Raw genomic sequence first — 19,409 nt, forward strand, 5'->3', positions numbered from 1 at the left:
TGCAAATCATAGCCGGCGCGTGACAGTCGGGAGTATGCCCACCACAGTTTTCAGGCTTCTCCGGAGAAAGCGCATGCGCGTTGCAGACATCATGACCACGCCGGTGATCGGCGTCGAACCCGGCACTGAGGTCGCCGATGCCGTCAACCTCATGCTGGGCAACAGGGTGAGCGGCCTTCCCGTCATCACTTCCAGCCGAAAGCTCGTGGGCATCGTCACCGAAGGTGATTTCCTGCGCCGCAGCGAATTGGGAACGGCGAAGAAGCGCCCCCGCTGGATCGAGTTTCTCCAGCCCTCCGGCAAGCTGGCGCAGGAATATACCCACGCGGCTGGCCGCAAGGTCGCCGACGTGATGACGGCGGATGTGGCGACGGTCCCGTCTTCGGCATCGCTCGATGATCTGGTGGAATTGATGACCAGCCGCAGGATCAAGCGCATGCCTGTGGTGGATAACGGCAAGCTCGTTGGCATCGTTTCGCGCTCCGACCTGATGCGCGCCATGCTGCGCGCGAGGCCAGCCTCGACGCCTGCCTCGCAGGATGACGAAGCGATCCGCGCAACGCTTGTGGAGGCCCTGAAAAACCAGCCCTGGGCCGGCAATGGCGCCATCCGCGCCATCGTGAAGGACGGCGCTGTCGAATTGCAGGGTACCGTGTTCGACGATCATTGCCGCAAGGCCGCCGCCGTGGTGGCGGAAAATGTGAGCGGCGTGAAAAGCGTCGTCAACCACATCGCCTGGATGGAGCCGGTATCGGGCACCTATATCATCTGGCCGGGTGAGGACGCGGAGTAAGCGTCAGAGCACAATCGAAATCGGCTCCGGCGGCAGCACTTCCTCCAGATTGGCGCCGGGGCCGCTCCGGTCCACCACGATGAACCGGCTTTGCGCATCCAGCACCAGCAGCGGATGGTGCCACACGTTCGGCGCATAATTCACGCCCTGCCGCCCGCTGGCCGTGAAGGCGCGATAGCTGCCAGTGTCGCGCGGGTTCCCGCACACCACCACCAGCCAAGGCCTGTCCTGCAGGGGATAGAAAGCCTGCGAGCCCAAGGGGTGCCGCTCCATCACCGCAACAGCCAATGGCCGCGGCTTTCCGGCGAACAGGCTGACATTTACGAGACCTTCACCAACATCGACGCGCGCCAGCCCGTTCACCCGCTGCGCATAGCCCTGATTGATCGTTATCGGCTGCGCACCCTCCCACGCGATCACCTCGCCGAAAGGCGCGAAATCCTCTGGCGTAAGCGGGGTGGCGCGTAGCTCTGTCACGCCAGCTTTCCGAAAATCCTGAGCCGCGACACGCCACCATCGGGGAAGATGTTGAGCTTCACATGGTTGACCGGCTCTTTCAGCAAAAGTGAACTGCCGGAGAAGCTGTGAATGCGGTTGGCCTCGAGCTTCTGCTCACCCATCAGCGCGGGCCAGAACATCGCTTCCGTCACGATCGATTGATCGGTGGCGTTGGTCACCAGTGCTGCCTGAAGCGAACAGCGGTCGGGATAATTGCCCTTGTAGTGGCAGGTATCCACTTCCACCTTCTCGATCACGCCGGTGCCGCCCAGCTTCACGATGATCCAGTCATTGCCGGGCTCGCGCCGCCGCCGCGTCTCCCAGCCGTCGCCCATGTTGATGCCGCGCCCCAGCGTCAGCAGCGTCCACACCGATCCGTAATGGGCATTGTTGTAGGCAATGATGCGCCCGCCATTGTTGGCCAGCGAAAGCTCCTGCACGGCGGACTTGTCCTTGCCTTCCCAGGAAGGCACCGGCTCGCCGTAGACACGGAGGCGCGCCACGCCGCCATCGGGATAGATATGCAGCCGCACATGCGTCCATGGCGTGTCGCTGGCGATGGCATGGAAATGATGCGCCGAAGGTCCGAGCGACACCGCGGGAAGAATCTCTGTCCACGCCGTATTGTCATCAGGATCCCGCGCGCTGGAGCACGCCTCAAGGGATGCGGCGGGCGGATAGTTGCCGGTGAAGAAACTGGTGTCGATGTCGACTCCGCGGATCACCCCCGGCGCGCCCAGCTTCACGATGCAGAAATCATGGCCCCCATGGCGGCGGCGAATTGATTCCCAGCCATCCATGTATTTGCCGTTGTCGTCATATTTGTCGGGATCGAAACTGGCCGGCGCATCGGCCAGCATGCGCGCCTTGTCGGCGAAGAATTCATCCGTCGCATAAAGCGCCTTGGCGCCAAGCCGGGGCGACGCGAGATTGATGGCGTTGCGGGCGAAGGAGGGAAGCTCGGGAGTGGTGGTTGCCATGGTTGCCTTCCGTGTGACACAGAAGAATTAGCACGCCGGAAATCACGGAGGAAACAGGCATGAGCGCGGAAGAAAATCTGAAAAACAAGGGCATTGTCCTGCCGCCGCCGCCCACGCCCAAGGGCAATTATGTGCCGGGCGTCATCCACAATGGCATTCTCTACGTGTCAGGGCAGGGGCCGCTTCTGGAAGATGGCAGCTTCGCGTCAGGCATCGTGGGGCAGGGCGTCACGGTGGAGCAGGCACAGCTTCATGCCCGCCGTACCGGCCTCGCCATTCTCGCCATCGTGCGCGACATGCTGGGCAGCCTCGACCGGGTGGAACGGGTGCTCAATGTGTTTGGCATGGTGAACGGCGTTGCCGGATTTGCCGAGCAGCCGAAGGTCATCAACGGGTTTTCCGACCTGATGGTGGAGGTGTTCGGCGAGCAGGGCCGCCACGCCCGCGCCGCCGTCGGCATGGGCAGCCTGCCGCAGAACATTACGGTTGAGATCACCGCTTTCTTCGCGGTGAAGGCCTGACGATCAGGGCGCGGGCCAGCGCACTTCGCCAACGTCGAGCTTCCGCCAGTTGCGGAGATGCTTGCGGCTGAAGGCCTCCAGCGCCTCGCGTTCGTCAGGCGTCCACACGTCGAGGCTGGCGAGAAGATGCGCCATCGCCACCTCCGCCGCGCGGCCTGCGCCATCATCGCATTTAAGCGCGATGCCGAGCCCCGCATGGGGGATCGCTCCACAATAGACGCCTTCCGCCCCCGTCTTCACGAAGGCGCGCGGCACGGTTTCCATCAGATCGGTGTCAAATCTCTTTGTTCCCGCCACCATGAAAGGATGGGCACGCACGGCGGCAATGATGCGCTGGCCCGCCGGGCGCGACGGCAAACGCGCAAAGCCCAGCGCCAGATTGCGGAGCGGGATCGCCCATGTGGGCACCGAGCAGCCGTCGATGCCGACGGGTTGCTGCGCCAGATCGCAGCCGCACAGCGCGCCCATGGTCTCGGCGATGGCCTGCTGCACGGGATGGCCGGGCTTCACATAATCATGGCGCTCCGCGCCAAGCTGTCGAGCCAGCGCCAGCATCCCGGCGTGCTTGCCCGAACAATTGTTGTGAACCTGCAGCGGCGCATCGGAAGCGCGCACGGCGGCATGCTCCGCCACGCTGTCGATTGGCCAGTGCGCGCCACACTCATAGTCCTCCTCGCTGTTGCCGCACTTGGCCAGCATGGCGCGCGCCACGCGCACGTGCTCAGGCTCGCCATTGTGGGAGGAACAGGCGAGCGCGATCTCCTCGTCCGTCAGTCCGAAATGATCCGCCGCACCGCTCTCGATCACCGGCAGGCACTGGAAGGCCTTCACCGCCGAGCGCGGGAAAACGGCTGAACCAATGTCGCCCGCCGCGCTCACGATCTGCCCGTCAGCGTTAACGACCGCGAAAGCCCCGGTATGGCGGCTCTCCACGATGCCGCCGCGCGTAACTTCGGCGATGACGGGATTGGGCATGGGAGGCTCCTTCTCTGCGCGGTTCTTGCTGCGGCCGTAATCAGGCCGTAACGGATTCCTGCGACAAAAGCGACCGTTGCGATTCGCGCAGCGCTCACTATTTACGCCGCTTCTTCTTTCAAGGGATTGCCGCCGATGCTCAGCCGCGCGCTGGTTTTCCAGCATATGGACGATGAACCGCCCGGTCTTTACGGCGCGTTTCTGGAAGAACGCGGCGTTACGCTCGATACGGTGATGTTGCACCGGGGCGAGGCCATCCCGTCGCTGGCACCCTATGACGTGCTGTTGGTGATGGGCGGCGCCATGGATGTGTGGGAGACCGGCGCGAACCCTTGGCTGATCGATGAGAAGGCGGCCATCCGCGAATGGGTGATGGCGCGCAACCGGCCGTATTTCGGCGTGTGCCTGGGCTTGCAGCTTCTGGCCGAGGCAGCGGGCGGCACGGTGGGACTCGCCAAGGCAGCGGAAGTGGGAATCGGCAAGGTGTCGCTCACCGGCACTGGCCGCTGTCACGCCATGACGGCGGCCCTGCCGAAGCAGTTCCGCTTCATGCAGTGGCATCATGCCGAGGTGAAGCAATTGCCGGAGGGTGCCGAGGTTCTGGCATCTTCCGCCGTGTCGCCGGTGCAGATCATGAGCCTTGGCGATTGCGCGCTGGCCACCCAGTTTCATGGCGAACTGACGCCTGACCTTGTGGACCGCTGGGCGCATCTGCCGCAATACCGGCAATGGCTGGACGAGGCGTTGGGTGCCGGCGCCTATGAGCGGGTGCGGGCGCAGGCCCTGCCGCTGATGCCGCTGATGGCGAAGCACAGCCGGGCGCTGTTCACCAACCTGTTGGACGCTCGGGCCCTGCGCGCCGCCGCCTGATCAGGAGGCCGCCAGCGGAAGCACGCCAACGATCCGCGTTTCCCCGCCCAGATGCAGCGCTGCGGCGATCAGGTGCTCCCGCGCCAGAAGCGTTTCCGCCACGCTCACGCCGTTCGCCAGGGCCTGCTGAATATCGCCCGGCGAGATGTCTCCCACATGCTGCGTCACAAGGCGGGCCCCCAGGCTGCTCTCCGGGCGAAGATCGCTTGCGGGCACACGCGTGATCGCCGGATGGCCGGGCAAATCAACGGCATTGGCCACCAGCATCGCAGCCGCTTCCGCTCCGCTGGCCGTGGCGGCGAGCACTGTCACCGCATCGGCGATGCCGAAGGAAAAATTCCGCTGCCAGCCGCTGGTTGAAATGCCGCGCACGGCGTCCGTCCAGTGCACCAGCGCCTCCGCCACCAGTAGCGGATGATCCGGCCGGTCCACCACGCCCGCCCGATACTCCTGCCAGGGCGTCAAATGGATGGCGATGCTGCCGCCGTTGTTCACATGCGCTCGCTCGACGGCGGCGGCGGAGACCATGGCATAGAGCACTTCCTCCGCCACCGCGCCTGAAGCTGCCGCCACGGGCGTGATAAAGCCGGACCTGGCGTGCTCAGCCGTGGCGCGATACATGCGCCGCGCCACAGCACCCTCCGGCAAACGCTCCGTGGGCTGACGGAGCAGCGAAATCTCGGCGTTCAACTCGGCGCGGACGGTGGAAAATCGGGCAATTGCCACATCGAAGGCACGATGCACCTCCATCTCCGGCCCGTCAGCGCCGATCACCAGGTCGAACGGCCCATCCTGCAAATGCAGGCGGTGGCCATCCGGCAGCATCATGGCCCGCATTCCCGTAACTCCCGAAAATCCCACGATTCAGTTTGCTCCATGCGCCTGTTGACCCTATCCTGCAACAACTTGCGGTTTTGGGCCAATATTGTGGAACGGCGTCTTACGACAATCCTGTCGGCGGATATCGCTGGCTATTCCCGCCTCATGGAGGCGGACGAGAGCGGAACCTTGGCCGATCTCACGATCAGACGCTCGGCGCTGATCGAACCGCTCATGGCCAAGCGCGGCGCCCGGCCGATCAAGTTTCTCGGCGATGGCTTCCTGGCCGAATTTGTGAGCGTCGTGAATGCGGTGCAATTCGCGGTGGATTTTCAGGAAGCGAATGAAGCGCGCAACGCCGAATTGTCGCCTGCAAAGCGCATGGCCTTCCGCATCGGCATCAACCTCTCCGACATCATCGCCGATGAAACGGACGTCTATGGCGACGGCGTGAACGTGGCGGCGCGCATTGAATTGCTGTCGCCGCCCGGCGGCATCTGCATTTCGGAATCCGTGTACAATCATGTCCACCGCCATGTGCCCTTCGGCTTCGAGGACATGGGGCGCAGGCAGCTGAAGAACATTTCTCCGCCGCTGCAGATTTATAAAGTGGTGTCGGTTCTCTCCAGCAAGGCCCCGCGCAGGCGCGCCGCGCCCGTGCATCAGGCGTCCATCGTGGTGCTGCCCTTCGCCAACATGAGCGGCGATCCGGAGCAGGAATATTTCAGCGACGGCATCAGCGAAGACATCATCACCGACCTCTCGAAGATTTCCGCGCTGTTCGTCGTGTCGCGTAATTCCGCTTTCGTGTTCAAGGGGCAGGCTGTGGAAGTGGACCAGGTGGCGCAGCGGCTGGGCGTGCAATATGTGCTGGAAGGCAGCGTGCGCAAGGTCAACAACCGGGTGCGCATCACCGCCCAGCTCATTGACGGCAACAGCAACGGCCATATCTGGGCCGAACGCTATGACCGCGATTTCGACGACATCTTCAAGCTGCAGGACGAAATTTCGCGCGCCATTGTCGAAGCCCTCCGTGTGCGGATCATGCCGGGAGAGATGGCGACGTTGCGTCAGCGCCCGACGGAGAATCCGGAAGCCTACCGCTATTATCTGATGGGGCGGGGCTTCTTCAACCGCGGTCACACCAAACGGCTGCTGCGTCTGGCGAAGCAATTGTTCGTGAAGGCGTTGGAGATCGATCCCAACTATGCCATGGCCCATGCGGGCATCGCCGATTGCGACTCCCATCTCCTCGATGCGGGCGACACGTCCATTTCCGTCGATGATATCCTGGCCCAAAGCGAGAAAGCGCTGGCGATCGACCCATCTGTTGCCGAAGCGCATGCCTCGCGCGGCCTCGCACTCTACACGGCAGGGCGATACGAAGAGGCGGACGCCAGCTTCACGACGGCGTTGACCTACAAGCCGGATCTCTTCGAAGCCAATCTGTTCTATGGCCGCAATTGCCTGAACCGCGGCGACTTTGAACGGGCGGCGGAACTGTTTGGCAAGGCCGCCGATGTGAAGCAGGATGATTTCCGGGCGCTTGGCCTTCAGGGCATGTGCTTCAAGTCTCTGGGCCGTGAACAGGAGGCGACCGCCGCCGCCAAGCGAGCACTGGCGCGGGCCGAAAAGGCGGTGGCCGACCGGCCCGATGATGCCGACGCGCTGGCTTTCGGCGCGGGGCTTCTCGCCTATCTGGGCGAGGCCGACCGCACGCGCGACTGGGCTGAGCGCGCCGCCATCATGGAGCCGGATGACCGCTACATGCAGTATAATCTGGCCTGTGCCTATGCGGTGCTGGGGCAGATTGAACCTTCGCTGGACAGGCTTGAACAGGCGCTCCGCCCCGGCTCGCTCAAATCCCTGCGTGAATTCATGCTGAAGGACAGCGATCTCGATGTCGTGCGGGAGCATCCGCGCTATCACGCGCTGCTGGCGCGACTGGAGGCCTGATCTTGAACGCCGCAAAAGTGCTGCTCGATTACTGGAACGCCGGGAAGCGCCTTGCCGAATTGCCCGAGCCTGTCCGCCCTACGGGCCGGGCGGAAGGCTATCGTGTTGCGGCTGACATGGAAGTGCTCACCGGAGATAGGGTGGCGGGCTGGAAGATCGCCGCCACCAGCGTGGCGGGGCAGAAGCATATCAATGTCGACGGGCCGCTGGTTGGCCGCATCTACGCGAAGCGCGTTCTGCCGCCGGGAGCGGCGGTTTCGCTGGCGGGAAATGCCATGCGGGTGGCGGAGGCGGAATTCGCCTTCCGCTTCGGAATCGCACTGCCGCCGCGCGATCATCCATACACGGAGGAGGAATGCCTTGCCGCCGTTTCGGCCCTGCATCTGTCGCTCGAAATTCCCGACAGCCGCTATGAGGATTTCACCAAAGTGGGGGCCGCGCAGCTTATCGCCGATACGGCGTGCGCAAACTGGCTGGTGCTGGGGCCGGAGGTCAAGGCGGATTGGCGCGGCATCGACCTTGCTGAGCATCGGGTGACAGGTTTTCGCAATGGCGTGCAAGTGGCAGAGGGCACGGGGAAGGCCGTGTTGGGCGGGCCGGTCATCGCACTGGCGTGGTTCGTCAACGAGGCGGCGCGCTATTGCGGCGGCCTGAAGGCGGGGCAGTTCGTGACCACGGGCACCTGCATCACCCCCATGGCGCTCGAACCCGGAGACCGGATCACCGCCGATTATGGCGGGCTGGGGTCGATCAGCGCACGGACGATATAGCCGCCGGCGTCAGGCGGTGACGAGATTTCCGGAAATCACGCTTTTCGACGGAACAATCCCGCCATTCTCCGCCAGATCAGGCCCCACAGGCTCCTTCTGGTCCATGCCCTGAATGGCGGCCTGCTTCGATCCGGCGATGCGGTTGTTGGTGATCATTACCGGCTCCGCGCCGTCTGAAACCGAGAACGTGATGCCGCGCCCGCAGTTGCGCACGAGATTGGAGGTGGCGGAGAGGTTGCGGCAATATTTTCCCCAGCCCAGGCCGATGCCGGTCTGAGCGGCATTCTCCACCACATTGCCGGTCACCTGCGTATCACCTTCCGCCCCGATGCCCACGGCGGAGGTATAGGGCAGGGTGCCGCCGCCCGAGACATTGCGGACAACATTGTTGGAAACGACCGCCAGCCTGCCGCCTTCATTGAAATTGGTGATGGAGATGCCAAACGCCACATCGGCGATGAGATTGCCGGACACCACCGCGCCCTCGAATCCGAACTCGCAGTAGATCGCAACCTCGCCGGTGCGCGAGATCGAATTGCCGGTGATCTGGCAGTTGGAGCCCTGGTTGTTGCGCACGGCGGAAAAGGCGCAATCGCTGATGCGGTTGTTGGCAACAATCACATTGCCTGCCTTGTAGACATTGATGCCATTGCCGTTCTGCCCGTCGCCGCCCGCCTTCGCCGCGATGCGCGCCACGCGGTTGCCGCTGACGATCGTTCCATCCTCGGAGCTTTCGGACGTCCACACCTGGATGCCGTTGTTGCCGATATCGCGCACGTCGTTTCCGGAAATCTCGAGACCCTTTGCGTTGCGCGAGAACAGCGCCGTCTGCGCGATGGCGGAAAATCGGTTTCCGCTGATGCGGCCCGCGCAGGATTTAAGCCGGAGCCCGCTGCCCTTGCCATTGATGAAGGCGCAGTTCTCGATCAACAGGTCTTCCACCGTATCGCAGAACACCAGCGATTGATCTTCCGTAGGCGGAGCATCGCCGCCGTCGAACGTAACGCCCGACAGGGTGACATGCGCCGTGCCGGTGATCGAGAGCAGGGGGCCTCCGCCCTTCGCCGCTAGTATTGTCCGCCCGGGAACGCCCCGAATGGAGAGAGGCTGCGCCAGCTCAAGCGTGTCGGTCACATACCGCCCGGCGGGCAGATCAAGCACGCCATCGCCCTGAATCGCTTTCTCAAGTGCCGTCTTCAAGCCTTTGAAATCAGAAGACTTTGCCAGCGCGGGCGCGGCAGCGGTGACGGCCAGGCCGGCCAGCAGGGATCGTCGCGCGAGGGTCATTGTGGCACACTCCTGCGCGTGTGATGCAACTCCCAAGCCGCCCCGATCAAGGCGCGGGAACGAGCTTCATTTCAGGGGGATCAAGATGGCCAGCAATATCGCGCAGGAGTGTCTTGCCGTCCTGTCCCGCTTTCACGTGGCAATCGATGCCATCGAACGTGACGGCGGTTCCGCCAAGCGATTTTTTCTTGAGGTCGGAACACATGATGGGCGTCACGAAAAAATCTTTCCCGTCAAATTTCCCCGCCGCATAAATCGGCGGCTTGGTGTCTTCCGCCACCTGAAGCCCATACCACCCGCCTTGCAGTGAAACGGCCAGCACGGTGGCCTTGCCATCTTCCGGCTTCTGGTCCGGCGTCTTCATTACATAGTGCTGGCCTTCCGGGGTGAGGATCAGCACCGCATCCTTGTCGGCGCGTGACCATGTGCCATGGTCGAGAGCCCAGCCCTCGAACCGCGCCTCAGACTTGCCGAAGATCATCTCCCCCTCCGCCTCCTTGAACAGAGGCTCCGGCGCATCGAGCACGCAGCCGCATAGCAGAACCGCCAGTGCAAACATGGCAAGCGCGCGTGTTAGCATCGATCGCGCAGGGGTGTCACACATAGCCGCTCAATCCCGGAATGGAGCCAGCCACCTCTTTCACCAGCGGTGCTCCGGCTTTCTCTTTCGCATAATCCAGCGTCAGCGTGCCCACCTGCTTGATCTGGTCCATCGAAAGCCCCGCCGCTGTGAGCTTCGAGATCGCGGCCAGTGGCCCGCCCATCAGGCCGCCGCCCAGCATGCCCAGAAGCCCGCCCTTGGCCGCGCCATCGCCGCCGAATTTCGCCGCAAGCTCGGACGCGCCGGGCAGCCTGTCCATCAGCTCCTGCACCTTCGCCTGATTGCCTTGCGTCTTCAGAAGCCCCAGCATGATGCCGAGCGCCCGCTCCGCCTTCTCAGCCGAAAGCCCGGTTTGCGCCACCAGCCTGCCGATCAGTTCTTGCATAAAGGCTCCCGTCTTCCGTTTGCGTCTGTCGCCTATCTATAGCAGACTCAACGGCAAAATCGACCTGCCCTTTCGGAGACTGGAATGACTGATAACGCCGTGTTCATTGGCCGGAGCACCAAGCCGGAAGACCTGCTGCTGGCGATGGCCAACCGGCACGGACTCATCACCGGCGCCACCGGCACCGGCAAGACGGTGACGCTGCAGATCATGGCGGAAGGCTTCTCAAGGCTCGGCGTTCCCGTTTTCGCGGCGGATGTGAAGGGCGATCTCTCCGGCATCAGCCAGGCTGGCGCCCGCCAAGACGCGCTGGTGGAGCGCGCCAGGAAAATCGGCATGACGGATTATGATTTCGCGCCCACGCCCACCATCTTCTGGGATGTGTTCGGCGAAAAGGGCCACCCCATCCGCGCTACCATCACCGAGATGGGGCCGCTCATGCTGTCGCGCCTCATGGGCCTCACCGATGCGCAGGAGGGCGCGCTCAATATCGCCTTCAGGATCGCCGATGAGGAGAGGCTTGCCCTTCTCGACCTCAAGGACCTGCGCGCGCTTTTGAAGGACCTTGCCTCGCGCGGCAAGCAGATCACCACCGACTACGGCAACGTCACCGACATGACGGTGGGCGCCATCCAGCGCCGCCTCGTGGTGATCGAGGAGCAGGGCGGCGAAAAATTCTTCGGCGAGCCGGCGCTCAAGATAGACGATCTCATGCGCAAGACTGGCGATGGCCGTGGCTACGTGAATATTCTTGCCGCCGAAAAGCTCATCACCTCGCCGCAGGTCTATGCCACCTTCCTGTTGTGGCTGATGTCGGAACTGTTCGAGGGCATGCCCGAAGTGGGCGATCAGGAGAAGCCGAAGCTGGTGTTCTTCTTCGACGAGGCGCATCTGCTCTTTGCCGATGCGCCGCCCGCTCTGGTGCAGAAGATCGAGCAGACGGTGAAGCTCATCCGCTCCAAGGGTGTCGGCATTTACTTCGTCACGCAGAACCCGCTCGACGTGCCCGACAGCGTGCTGGCGCAAATGGGCAACCGCGTGCAGCACGCGCTCCGCGCCTATACGCCGCGCGACCAGAAGGCCGTGCAGGTGGCGGCCACGACATTCCGGCCCAATCCCGCCTTCAAAACCGAGGACGTGATCTCGCAACTCGGCAAGGGCGAGGCGCTGGTGTCGATGCTCGATCAAAAAGGCGTGCCCGAAATGGTGCATCGGACGCTGATCCGCCCGCCCTCCAGCCGCATGGGCGTCATCACCGATGCCGAGCGGCAGCAGGCGATCAAGAATTCCCCCGTGTACGGAGAATATGAGCAGGCGGTGGACCGCGAGTCGGCTTACGAAAAACTGCAAGTGAAAGCGTCAAAGGCCGCCGATGCACAGGCGAAAGCCACGGCCGCGAAAACGCAGGCCAAAGCCTCTCGCCCAGCGCCGCAGCGCGACACGGCAACGGACCGCTTCGTCAAGAACGCCGCCTCCAGCATCGGCCGCAGCGTCGGCACCGCCCTGGTGCGCGGCATATTGGGCGGATTGTTCAAGCGGTAGACTCCTTCTCCCGCAAGGGGAGAAGGGCTGGCCGTCAAATAATCTCGTCCTCGTCAAATAGGGGCGCGGCTTGCTCCCTCGCCTTTACGCCGGCCTTGGGCTTCACCCGCGCGATGTGGAACAGCGCATCGCCGCGATTGGCGAGCGGCAGATTGGTACGGCCTACGATGATGCCGTCATCCTCCGCCACGACGGGCACGGATTGCGCGCCGAGGGGATCGGCGATCACCCCGATCACTTCCTGCTTCCCCACCCGGTCACCGGCGCGGCGGATGGTGTGCAGGATGCCGCCTTCGGGTGCCCGCACCCAGCTTGAGGCAGTCGAGACCGCCACCATCTGATGCTCGCTCTTGCGCGGCGCCTCCGTGATCATGCCCACCGCCTCCATTACCCGCAGGCATCCTTTCACGCCCGCGTCGATCGCCTGCTCGTCGAAGCGCAGCGCCTCGCCGCCCTCATAGAGCAGCACCTTCACGCCGCTCTCTTTGGCGGAAAGCCTGAGCGATTTTTCCCGCAGCTTTGAAACAAGGATGACCGGCGGCGCAAAGGCCTCAGCCAGTGCCAGCAGTTCCGGGTCTCCGGGCGCCACGCGCACCTGCGGCAGGTTGGTGCGGTGAAGCGCCGCCGTGTGAAGGTCGATGCCATACTGGCAGCGCAGCACCACCTCGCGGAAAAACAAATCCGCCAGCAGGCTCGCCAGCGAGCCGCGATCCGACCCCGGAAAGGAACGGTTCAGGTCGCGCCGGTCCGGCATGTAGCGCGTATGGTTCATGAAGCCGAAGCTGTTGACGATGGGTGCCGCCAGCAGCGTGCCTCTGATCTCGACGAGCGACTGGTGCTGCAGCAGGCGGCGCACGATCTCAACGCCCTGTATCTCATCACCATGCACCACGCCCGAGATGAAGAACACCGGCCCCTTCTTTTCGCCGTGCAGCACATGCACCGGCAGGTTCATCCGCGTGTGGGTGGAAAGCGCGCTCACCGGCAGATCCACGATGGCGCGGCTGCCGGCTGCGATCTGATGGTCGCCGATGCGGAACGGCTTCATCCCGCGCCCCGCGTCTTGGTGCGCCCGGGCCGCGCATTCTTTTCGAGGAAGGTGATGATCTGCTCCGCCACATCGGCCTTGGTGGTCTTCTCGATGCCTTCAAGGCCGGGCGAGGAGTTGACTTCCATCACCACCGGTCCGTGGTCCGAGCGCAGCATGTCGACGCCCGCCACGTTCAGGCCCATGCTCTTGCAGGCCTTGAGCGCGGTGGTTTTTTCAAGCTGCGTCAGTTCCACTTCCGTGGCCGTGCCGCCGCGATGCAGGTTGGAACGGAAATCGCCCTTGGAGCCGGTGCGCTGCATGGTGGCCACGATGCGCCGCCCGATCACGAAGGCGCGGATGTCCCGCCCCTCCGATTCCTTCACGAATTCCTGCACGAGGATCGCCACCTCGGCGCCATGAAACGCCTCGATCACCGAGCGCGCCGATTTATGCGTTTCGCCCAGCACCACGCCGATCCCCTGCGTGCCTTCCAGCAGCTTGATGACCACCGGCGCGCCCCCCACCATGGCGATCACATCATCCGTGCGCGTCGTGTCATTGGCGAAGGCCGTCACCGGCAGGCCCACGCCATCGCGCGCCAGAAGCTGCAGGCAGCGCAGCTTGTCACGCGAGCGCCCGATGGCCACTGATTCATTGAGCGGATAGACGCCCATCATCTCGAACTGCCGCAGCACCGCAAGGCCGTAAAATGTATGAGACGCCGCGATGCGCGGGATCACCGCGTCGAAGCCTTTCAGCTTCTCGCCGTGATAGATCACGTCCGGCTTCTTGGAGGTGATGTTCATGTAGCAGCGCAGATAATCGATGGGCACGATCTCGTGGCCGCGCGCCTGCGCCGCCGTGATGAGCCGCTGATGCGAATAGAGCTTGGGGTTGCGGGTGAGGAGGGCGATCTTCATGATGCTTTGGTTTTTCGTTTCTTGCGCGACAGGATGAAGGAGCGGCCGGGATGAACGACGAAGCGCCCGCGGATGCTGGCCCGGCCCAAAAGCATGGGAACGCCCATGTCGGTGCGGTCGGTCAGCGTCACCTCGATGGGAAAGCGGTGATCGCCGATCTTGACGTCCGTCTCGATCACCAGCCGCATTTCGCTGTGGCCGCTGGTGCTCTTGACGCGCCGCCGCCCGATGATCGGCCGTTCGCAATGATGCTGCCGCTCGTTGACGAGCACGGTAAAGCGCACCCTGTGCCCGAAGGTCTGGATGTCTTCGGCATGCAGCGCCGCCGAGCGCGCGCCCGTATCGATCTTGGCCATGATGCGCCCCACGGCCAGTTCCGGCAGCCGCACCCGCTCGCGCCAGCCGATGAGCGGCGGCGGTGTTTCAGCTTTGGTCCGTGGCTTGAGGCGCGGCATAACGGGCAGGTTAGCGGAACTTCCCGCCGCTCAGGAAGGGCTTACCCCACCTTGATCGTCTCGGCGATTTCGATGCCAAAGCCGGAGAGGCCCACATAGTGGCGCTGGCTCGAGGAGATGAGGCGGATGGACGAGACGTTGAGGTCGCGCAGGATCTGCGCGCCCAGCCCCACATCGCGCCAGGATTTCTCGCGCTGCGCGGCGCTGCCGCTCTTTTCCGGCTGAAGCTGGCTGGCCGGAACGCCGGCCGTCCCTTCCTGCAGATAGACGAGAATGCCTCTGCCCTCGCGCTTAAAAACCTCGAACACGCCATCAAGCGTGCGGCGGCTGCCGAACACGTCTTCCAGCACATTTTCGCGGTGAAGCCTGACAGGCACATTCTTGCCGCCCGAAACATCGCCGAACACCAGCGCCAGCTGCTCCACCGCATCGAACGGCGTCACATAGGAATAGCCCCTGGCCATGCCGATCGCCGTCTGCACGTCGAACTGCGCCGTCTGCTCCACCAGCCGCTCGCGCTTCTGGCGATAGGCGATGAGGTCGGCCACCGAAATGATCCTGAAGCCATGCTCGCGCGCGAAGGACATCACCTGCGGCCCGCGTTTGACGGAGCCATCGTCATTCACCAGCTCGCAGATGACGCCGGCGGGATGCAGCCCGGCCAGCTTCACGAGATCAACCGCCGCTTCCGTATGGCCGGAGCGCATCAGCACGCCACCCGATTTCGCCACCAGCGGGAAGATATGGCCGGGCCGCACGAAATCATCGGCCTGCACATTCTTGTTGGCCAGCGCATGGGCGGTGGCGGCGCGTTCCTTGGCCGAGATGCCGGTGGTGAGACCTTCCTTGTAGTCGATGGTCACGGTGAAGGCGGTGCCCATCGGCGCATCGTTCAGCGCCACCATGGGGTCGAGCTTCAGCCTCTTGGCGTCTTCGGCGGTGATCGGCGTGCAGACGATGCCGGAGGTATGGCGCACCATGAAGGCCATCTGCTCGGGCGTGATCTTGGAAGCGGCGCCGATCAGGTCGCCTTCGTTCTCGCGGTCATCGTCGTCCACCACGACGACCATTTCGCCATTGGCGATGGCCTTGATGGCGTCTTCAACGGAATCGAGCTGTGCAATATCGGTCATGTCGGGGTCCCTGAAATCCTGAGGCGTTACCTTGTTGGCCGTGGCGGCGGCGATTTTCACCGCAAGCTCAAGCGAGGGCGGCGCGCCCCCCACAAGCTGCGACACGCGGCCCTGGGTGATCCCCAGCCGCCGCGCCAGTTCGGATTGCGATGTGCCGCTATTAGCCAGCCAGTCCGCGAGTTTCATGGGAAATTATTAGCATTACTAATAATTGCCTGCAAGTGCCGGAATTCCCGCAAAATGCCGTCTTTCAATGAAAGGAAGAAGCGAGGGAGATCAAGCACATGGCATTCAACAGGCGGACAGCAATTTGGGCGGCGCTGGCGGGCGGCGTGGCGGGATATTTCGGCTCGCGCCTGCAATTTCCGTTTTTCGGCCCGCCGGTCAAAAAGCTGACAGCAGCCGAGAAGGCCGCCTGCGCCATCACCGTGGAGGCGACAGAGGGCCCCTATCACGTCTCGGGGGTGGGCGAGCTCAAGGACGGCATGTTGAACTTCACCAATCTGCCCGGCGAGGCGGTGGAAGTCTCGGGCCATGTCTATGAAGGGCTGGACTTTGCGAAACCAGTTTCCGGCGCGCAGGTGGAAATCTGGCACGCCGACAGCAATGGTTCCTACCACCCCAACGGAAATGGTCCGTCCACGGACTATAAGCCGGAGGAGATCGCGCTCCGCGGCTACGTGGTGACGGGCGCCGACGGCGCCTACCGCTTCACCACCATCTATCCCGGCGAGTACACGGGCCGCACCCGCCACTATCATTTCAAGATCAGGGCGCCGGGCAAACCGGAACTCACCACCCAGCTTATCGTGCCCGCCAGGCCCGGCGACAAGCTCACCTTCGATACCGACGACATCGCCGAAGGCCTGCCGAATTGCCAGCTCCTCACCGTCGATGAAACGGCAAAGCCCGCCAGGGCGAGTTTCGATTTTAGGGTGTAGGAACCGGGCGATGGACGGCTTGTGCTGCTGCGTCGATCACCTTGCGAGCCTTCTCCGCTAGCGGCGCGATACGCGGCGATGCATCTGGCGAGGCTGCCAAAGCGCTAAGTTTCTCCAAATATTTCTCCGCCTGCGCCAGGTCGGCGGTGCCTGCGTGGGCTCTGGCAAGAAAATACGAAACAAGAGCGTCTTCAAACGGCGAGTTTGGCACGTCGGCTGTAGAGAGAAATAACGCGATGGCTTCTTTGTAACGTCCGAGTTCGACGAGTATGGAGGCACGAGTCTGCCGCATCGCCCGCAGGCTCGCGCCAATCTCCATGCCCCGCGCCGTGAGGCGATCCATGTCAATGAGATGGTGGCGATCTTCCGTGAACAGCCAATTCGTAGCGGCATGATCGATCAGAAAACATTCTACCGCAGGCAGAAGAGGTTGAGCATTCTCGCCAGGTTCCAGAACGGCCCGCATGACAAGCGGTAGGGTTGGAATACTGCAATGCAGGGAATAGAAAACGTCGAGAATTTCTTCGAGTGATCGCCTCGAGAGAAGGTCAACATTGCCGCTGGCGGCGTATGGACGGATCATTGCTTCAACGGAATCCTTCACATCGGCAGGAAGTGGGTATTTTGAAGGAAAAAAACTTCGCCATAACCGCAGGCCATCATTTATCAGACGTGATCCGTCGTTCTGCCAGTATTCAGTTGGAATAGTATTCACTAGAATCATAACGCCTTGAGCAACGGCAATGCCGTATAAAAGCGCCGCCGCCACCTCATGCGCGCCGGCTATAAAAATCCCAAGCGTGCCTGCGGAAAACATCAATGCGGTGTTGGCGAGAAGGCCAGAGAGTAAGAAAAATCGATTGGCCCAAGGTGCATCCTGCTTAGGCGCGCTCGCCAGAACATAACCTGAAACAGGATTGCTGCCGATGTAAAGCCAGGTAAAGCCAAGATTGGCCTTTAGCATTAATCTCCTGCGGCCGATGGTGATTTGATAGACGCGCCTGCCCATTGCCAGCGCCGCGAGGGCATGTCCGAATTCGTGAACAACGCTTCCGATCACAAACCCGGCAGGGAGCCCTAAGAAAAGAGCAAGCAGTTTGAGTTCTTGATCATACATCGTTGGCCCGTCGCGCTTTCCCCCCGTTTGAGCCGGAATTGCTTACCCGCCCCATGTCCTCTCCAGAACAGCTATCCAGTTCTTCCACGCCAGCTTTTCGATCAGCGCGTCGTCATAGCCGTGGGCTTTCATGGCGGCGATGAGATTGGGCAATCCCGCCGCATCGGCGATCTGCGAGGGAATGCGCGCGCCGTCGAAATCGGAGCCGAGCCCCACATGATCCTCGCCCGCATGTTTCATCATGTGGTCGAGATGGCGCAGCATCGAGTTCGAGGCCGTTCTCGCTCGTCCATCTGCCATCGGCGCGCAGGAAGCCATTGGCATAGTTGAGCCCCACCATGCCTTTTGATGTGCCGATGGCCTGAAGCTGCTCGTCGGTGAGATTGCGCGATGAGGCGCAGAGCGCGTGCGCATTGGAATGCGTGGCAACCAGAGGGGCCGCGCTCAAGCCGGCAACATCCCAGAAGCCTTTTTCATTGAGATGCGAGAGATCGATGAGAATGCGGAGTTCATTGCAGCGCTTCACCAGGGCCTTGCCCGTATCGGTCAGGCCAGGGCCGGTATCCGGAGAGGAGGGAAAGCGGAACGGCACGCCCTCGCCGAAAATATTGGGCCTGCTCCATACGGGGCCGAGCGAGCGCAAGCCCGCCGCATGGAGCACGTCGAGCGATTGCAGGTCGGCGTCAATCGCCTCCGCCCCCTCGATATGGAAGATCGCCGCCACGGCGCCATCGGCCATCGCCTTGCGAATGTCTTCGGCGGTCGTGCAAATGCGGAATTGATCCGGCGCCTCGCGCGCGATGCGCAGCAGCAAGGAAGCCATGCCCAGCGTGGGCGTGAAGGCCGCGTTGGTCTTGACCTCCCCGGCTGGCGGCGGGTTCATGTCGTCTTCATCGGGCAGTGCGTCATGCGGGTTCGGCACGAACACCGCGAAGAAGCCGCCCGTGAAGCCGCCTTTCTTCATGCGTGGCAGGTCGAGATGCCCTTGCCCGTCGCCCTTGATGAAATCCTGAACGGCCCCTTCGGATTTTTTCTGCCACAGCCTCAGCAGCACATCATTGTGGCCGTCGAACACCGGTGTCATCAAAACTGTTCCCTCGAATAAAACCGGGCCGGAACGGCTTGTCCGCCCCGGCCCGTGGAGATGCGTTACATGCTAGCGAACGCTCAGGCGCTCACGCGCAGGGATTCGACGTGGTCCCAGTTCACCAGGCTGTCGACGAAGGCTTCGAGATATTTCTGCCGGAGGTTCCGGTAGTCTATGTAATAGCTGTGCTCCCACACGTCGCAGCCAAGGATGGGCTGCGCGCCGTGCATCAGCGGGTTTTCGCCGTTGGGCGTCTTCATGATGACGAGTTTGCCGTCCTTCACCGCGATCCAGCACCAGCCGGAGCCGAACTGCGTGACGCCGGCCTGCACGAAATCGGTGCGCATCTTGTCGTAGCCGCCCAGATCGGCGGTGATCGCTTTTTCGAGCGCGCCCGGCAGCTTCTTGCCGCCGCCATTGGGTTTCATCCAGTTCCAGAAATGCAGGTGGTTATAGTGCTGGCCCACATTGTTCACGAGGCCGGCGTTCTTTTCCTGGAAGGCGATCTTGCAGATCTCCTCGATGGACTTGTCCTTGAGCGGGCTGTCCTTCAGCAGATTGTTGCCGTTGGTCACATAGGCCTGGTGATGCTTGTCGTGGTGAAACTCCAGCGTTTCCTTCGACATATAGGGGCCAAGCGCGTCATAGGCGTAGGGCAGGGCGGGCAGTTCCAGAGCCATTGTTTTTCTCCTCAAACTTGGGAAAGGCTTTTTAGGGCCAAGACGGCTG

Annotated in this window: 20 protein-coding genes and 1 pseudogene; 7 read left to right on the forward strand and 14 right to left on the reverse strand. The window is 62.7% G+C overall.

Translation table 11 applies throughout. From position 1 onward, the window contains the following. Positions 1 to 73 precede the first annotated feature (73 nt). Positions 74 to 793, forward strand: a complete 720-nt coding sequence (locus QM694_RS19145) for a CBS domain-containing protein (protein WP_415008499.1) — start codon at positions 74 to 76, stop codon at positions 791 to 793. Positions 794 to 796: 3 nt separating this feature from the next. On the opposite strand, the gene QM694_RS19150 is transcribed toward QM694_RS19145, so the two are convergent. Together QM694_RS19150 and alc are read right to left on the reverse strand one after the other, a co-directional pair. Further along, on the reverse strand, positions 797 to 1,270 hold the full coding sequence (locus QM694_RS19150) for an ureidoglycolate lyase (protein ID WP_415008500.1): 474 nt from the start codon (positions 1,268 to 1,270) through the stop codon (positions 797 to 799). Then, on the reverse strand, positions 1,267 to 2,271 hold the full coding sequence (gene alc / locus QM694_RS19155; RefSeq protein WP_415008501.1) for an allantoicase: 1,005 nt from the start codon (positions 2,269 to 2,271) through the stop codon (positions 1,267 to 1,269). Before alc ends, QM694_RS19150 begins: the two co-directional genes overlap by 4 nt. Before the next feature lie 59 nt (positions 2,272 to 2,330). On the opposite strand from alc, the gene QM694_RS19160 reads away from it, so the two are divergent. After that, positions 2,331 to 2,792 (forward strand): RidA family protein, encoded by a 462-nt coding sequence (locus QM694_RS19160; RefSeq protein WP_415008502.1) that lies wholly within the window; start codon positions 2,331 to 2,333, stop codon positions 2,790 to 2,792. A gap of 3 nt (positions 2,793 to 2,795) precedes the next feature. Here QM694_RS19160 and QM694_RS19165 read toward each other — a convergent pair whose 3' ends face one another. Continuing rightward, positions 2,796 to 3,767: an asparaginase gene (locus QM694_RS19165; protein ID WP_415008503.1), complete on the reverse strand. Its 972-nt coding sequence runs from the start codon at positions 3,765 to 3,767 to the stop codon at positions 2,796 to 2,798. Positions 3,768 to 3,902: 135 nt separating this feature from the next. Between QM694_RS19165 and QM694_RS19170 the strand changes: the two genes are divergently transcribed. Next, on the forward strand, positions 3,903 to 4,637 hold the full coding sequence (locus QM694_RS19170) for a type 1 glutamine amidotransferase (protein ID WP_415008504.1): 735 nt from the start codon (positions 3,903 to 3,905) through the stop codon (positions 4,635 to 4,637). Here the strand turns inward: QM694_RS19170 and QM694_RS19175 are convergent, their stop codons facing one another. Beyond that, positions 4,638 to 5,474, reverse strand: coding sequence for a UPF0280 family protein (locus QM694_RS19175; protein ID WP_415008505.1), 837 nt, complete (start codon positions 5,472 to 5,474; stop codon positions 4,638 to 4,640). Positions 5,475 to 5,564: 90 nt separating this feature from the next. Between QM694_RS19175 and QM694_RS19180 the strand changes: the two genes are divergently transcribed. Together QM694_RS19180 and QM694_RS19185 are read left to right on the forward strand one after the other, a co-directional pair. Further along, positions 5,565 to 7,412: a TPR end-of-group domain-containing protein gene (locus QM694_RS19180; protein ID WP_415008506.1), complete on the forward strand. Its 1,848-nt coding sequence runs from the start codon at positions 5,565 to 5,567 to the stop codon at positions 7,410 to 7,412. A gap of 2 nt (positions 7,413 to 7,414) precedes the next feature. Next, positions 7,415 to 8,182, forward strand: coding sequence for a 2-keto-4-pentenoate hydratase (locus QM694_RS19185; protein ID WP_415008507.1), 768 nt, complete (start codon positions 7,415 to 7,417; stop codon positions 8,180 to 8,182). Positions 8,183 to 8,191: 9 nt separating this feature from the next. Here QM694_RS19185 and QM694_RS19190 read toward each other — a convergent pair whose 3' ends face one another. The 3 genes from QM694_RS19190 to QM694_RS19200 are packed head-to-tail and all read right to left on the reverse strand — an operon-like array spanning position 8,192 to position 10,455. Further along, positions 8,192 to 9,469 carry a TIGR03808 family TAT-translocated repetitive protein gene (locus QM694_RS19190; protein WP_415008508.1) on the reverse strand — a complete coding sequence of 426 codons (1,278 nt, stop codon included), beginning with the start codon at positions 9,467 to 9,469 and terminating at the stop codon, positions 8,192 to 8,194. A gap of 46 nt (positions 9,470 to 9,515) precedes the next feature. Next, positions 9,516 to 10,049 (reverse strand): hypothetical protein, encoded by a 534-nt coding sequence (locus tag QM694_RS19195; RefSeq protein ID WP_415008509.1) that lies wholly within the window; start codon positions 10,047 to 10,049, stop codon positions 9,516 to 9,518. 16 nt (positions 10,050 to 10,065) lie between these two features. After that, positions 10,066 to 10,455: a DUF2780 domain-containing protein gene (locus QM694_RS19200; RefSeq protein ID WP_415008510.1), complete on the reverse strand. Its 390-nt coding sequence runs from the start codon at positions 10,453 to 10,455 to the stop codon at positions 10,066 to 10,068. Between the two features lie 84 nt (positions 10,456 to 10,539). On the opposite strand from QM694_RS19200, the gene QM694_RS19205 reads away from it, so the two are divergent. Continuing rightward, positions 10,540 to 11,997, forward strand: coding sequence for a helicase HerA-like domain-containing protein (locus QM694_RS19205; RefSeq protein ID WP_415008511.1), 1,458 nt, complete (start codon positions 10,540 to 10,542; stop codon positions 11,995 to 11,997). Positions 11,998 to 12,031: 34 nt separating this feature from the next. Here the strand turns inward: QM694_RS19205 and QM694_RS19210 are convergent, their stop codons facing one another. Genes QM694_RS19210 through ribB form a run of 4 tightly spaced genes read right to left on the reverse strand, consistent with a single transcriptional unit; the run spans position 12,032 to position 15,721 of the window. Beyond that, the gene (locus QM694_RS19210) at positions 12,032 to 13,045 is read right to left on the reverse strand and encodes a succinylglutamate desuccinylase/aspartoacylase family protein (protein WP_415008512.1); all 1,014 of its coding nucleotides are present in this window, start codon (positions 13,043 to 13,045) and stop codon (positions 12,032 to 12,034) included. Continuing rightward, on the reverse strand, positions 13,042 to 13,947 hold the full coding sequence (rimK, locus tag QM694_RS19215; RefSeq protein WP_415008513.1) for a 30S ribosomal protein S6--L-glutamate ligase: 906 nt from the start codon (positions 13,945 to 13,947) through the stop codon (positions 13,042 to 13,044). The genes QM694_RS19210 and rimK overlap by 4 nt, the downstream gene beginning before the upstream one ends. Then, entirely contained in the window at positions 13,944 to 14,402 is a 459-nt protein-coding gene (locus QM694_RS19220) for an ATP-dependent zinc protease (RefSeq protein WP_415008514.1), read from the reverse strand. Before QM694_RS19220 ends, rimK begins: the two co-directional genes overlap by 4 nt. A gap of 41 nt (positions 14,403 to 14,443) precedes the next feature. Then, a complete protein-coding gene (ribB, locus tag QM694_RS19225; RefSeq protein WP_415008515.1) occupies positions 14,444 to 15,721 on the reverse strand; it encodes a 3,4-dihydroxy-2-butanone-4-phosphate synthase in 1,278 nt (425 codons plus the stop codon). 98 nt (positions 15,722 to 15,819) lie between these two features. Here ribB and QM694_RS19230 point away from each other — a divergent pair, with 98 nt between their 5' ends. Further along, the gene (locus QM694_RS19230) at positions 15,820 to 16,476 is read left to right on the forward strand and encodes a hypothetical protein (protein WP_415008516.1); all 657 of its coding nucleotides are present in this window, start codon (positions 15,820 to 15,822) and stop codon (positions 16,474 to 16,476) included. Here QM694_RS19230 and QM694_RS19235 read toward each other — a convergent pair. From QM694_RS19235 to QM694_RS19245, 3 genes and pseudogenes are all read right to left on the reverse strand, one after another. Further along, a complete protein-coding gene (locus QM694_RS19235; RefSeq protein ID WP_415008517.1) occupies positions 16,466 to 17,593 on the reverse strand; it encodes a site-2 protease family protein in 1,128 nt (375 codons plus the stop codon). The two genes, QM694_RS19230 and QM694_RS19235, sit on opposite strands and share 11 nt — an antisense overlap. Before the next feature lie 42 nt (positions 17,594 to 17,635). After that, positions 17,636 to 18,677 (reverse strand): annotated as a pseudogene (locus QM694_RS19240) (dipeptidase). An 83-nt stretch (positions 18,678 to 18,760) separates the two neighbouring features. After that, positions 18,761 to 19,360, reverse strand: coding sequence for a superoxide dismutase (locus QM694_RS19245; RefSeq protein WP_415008518.1), 600 nt, complete (start codon positions 19,358 to 19,360; stop codon positions 18,761 to 18,763). Positions 19,361 to 19,409: the final 49 nt, after the last annotated feature.

This window comes from Aestuariivirga sp. (assembly GCF_047602625.1).
In the GTDB taxonomy this organism is placed as follows: domain Bacteria; phylum Pseudomonadota; class Alphaproteobacteria; order Rhizobiales; family Aestuariivirgaceae; genus Aestuariivirga.

Coding starts and splice junctions, on each gene's coding strand:
- QM694_RS19245 (WP_415008518.1), bottom strand. CDS start 19,360: ATGGCTCTGGAACTGCCCGCCCTGCCCTACGCCTATGACGCGCTTGGC.
- QM694_RS19230 (WP_415008516.1), top strand. CDS start 15,820: ATGGCATTCAACAGGCGGACAGCAATTTGGGCGGCGCTGGCGGGCGGC.
- QM694_RS19195 (WP_415008509.1), bottom strand. CDS start 10,049: ATGCTAACACGCGCGCTTGCCATGTTTGCACTGGCGGTTCTGCTATGC.
- QM694_RS19165 (WP_415008503.1), bottom strand. CDS start 3,767: ATGCCCAATCCCGTCATCGCCGAAGTTACGCGCGGCGGCATCGTGGAG.
- QM694_RS19190 (WP_415008508.1), bottom strand. CDS start 9,469: ATGACCCTCGCGCGACGATCCCTGCTGGCCGGCCTGGCCGTCACCGCT.
- QM694_RS19160 (WP_415008502.1), top strand. CDS start 2,331: ATGAGCGCGGAAGAAAATCTGAAAAACAAGGGCATTGTCCTGCCGCCG.
- QM694_RS19175 (WP_415008505.1), bottom strand. CDS start 5,474: ATGCGGGCCATGATGCTGCCGGATGGCCACCGCCTGCATTTGCAGGAT.
- QM694_RS19210 (WP_415008512.1), bottom strand. CDS start 13,045: ATGAAGCCGTTCCGCATCGGCGACCATCAGATCGCAGCCGGCAGCCGC.
- alc (WP_415008501.1), bottom strand. CDS start 2,271: ATGGCAACCACCACTCCCGAGCTTCCCTCCTTCGCCCGCAACGCCATC.
- QM694_RS19145 (WP_415008499.1), top strand. CDS start 74: ATGCGCGTTGCAGACATCATGACCACGCCGGTGATCGGCGTCGAACCC.
- QM694_RS19220 (WP_415008514.1), bottom strand. CDS start 14,402: ATGCCGCGCCTCAAGCCACGGACCAAAGCTGAAACACCGCCGCCGCTC.
- rimK (WP_415008513.1), bottom strand. CDS start 13,947: ATGAAGATCGCCCTCCTCACCCGCAACCCCAAGCTCTATTCGCATCAG.
- QM694_RS19205 (WP_415008511.1), top strand. CDS start 10,540: ATGACTGATAACGCCGTGTTCATTGGCCGGAGCACCAAGCCGGAAGAC.
- ribB (WP_415008515.1), bottom strand. CDS start 15,721: ATGAAACTCGCGGACTGGCTGGCTAATAGCGGCACATCGCAATCCGAA.
- QM694_RS19200 (WP_415008510.1), bottom strand. CDS start 10,455: ATGCAAGAACTGATCGGCAGGCTGGTGGCGCAAACCGGGCTTTCGGCT.
- QM694_RS19170 (WP_415008504.1), top strand. CDS start 3,903: ATGCTCAGCCGCGCGCTGGTTTTCCAGCATATGGACGATGAACCGCCC.
- QM694_RS19235 (WP_415008517.1), bottom strand. CDS start 17,593: ATGTATGATCAAGAACTCAAACTGCTTGCTCTTTTCTTAGGGCTCCCT.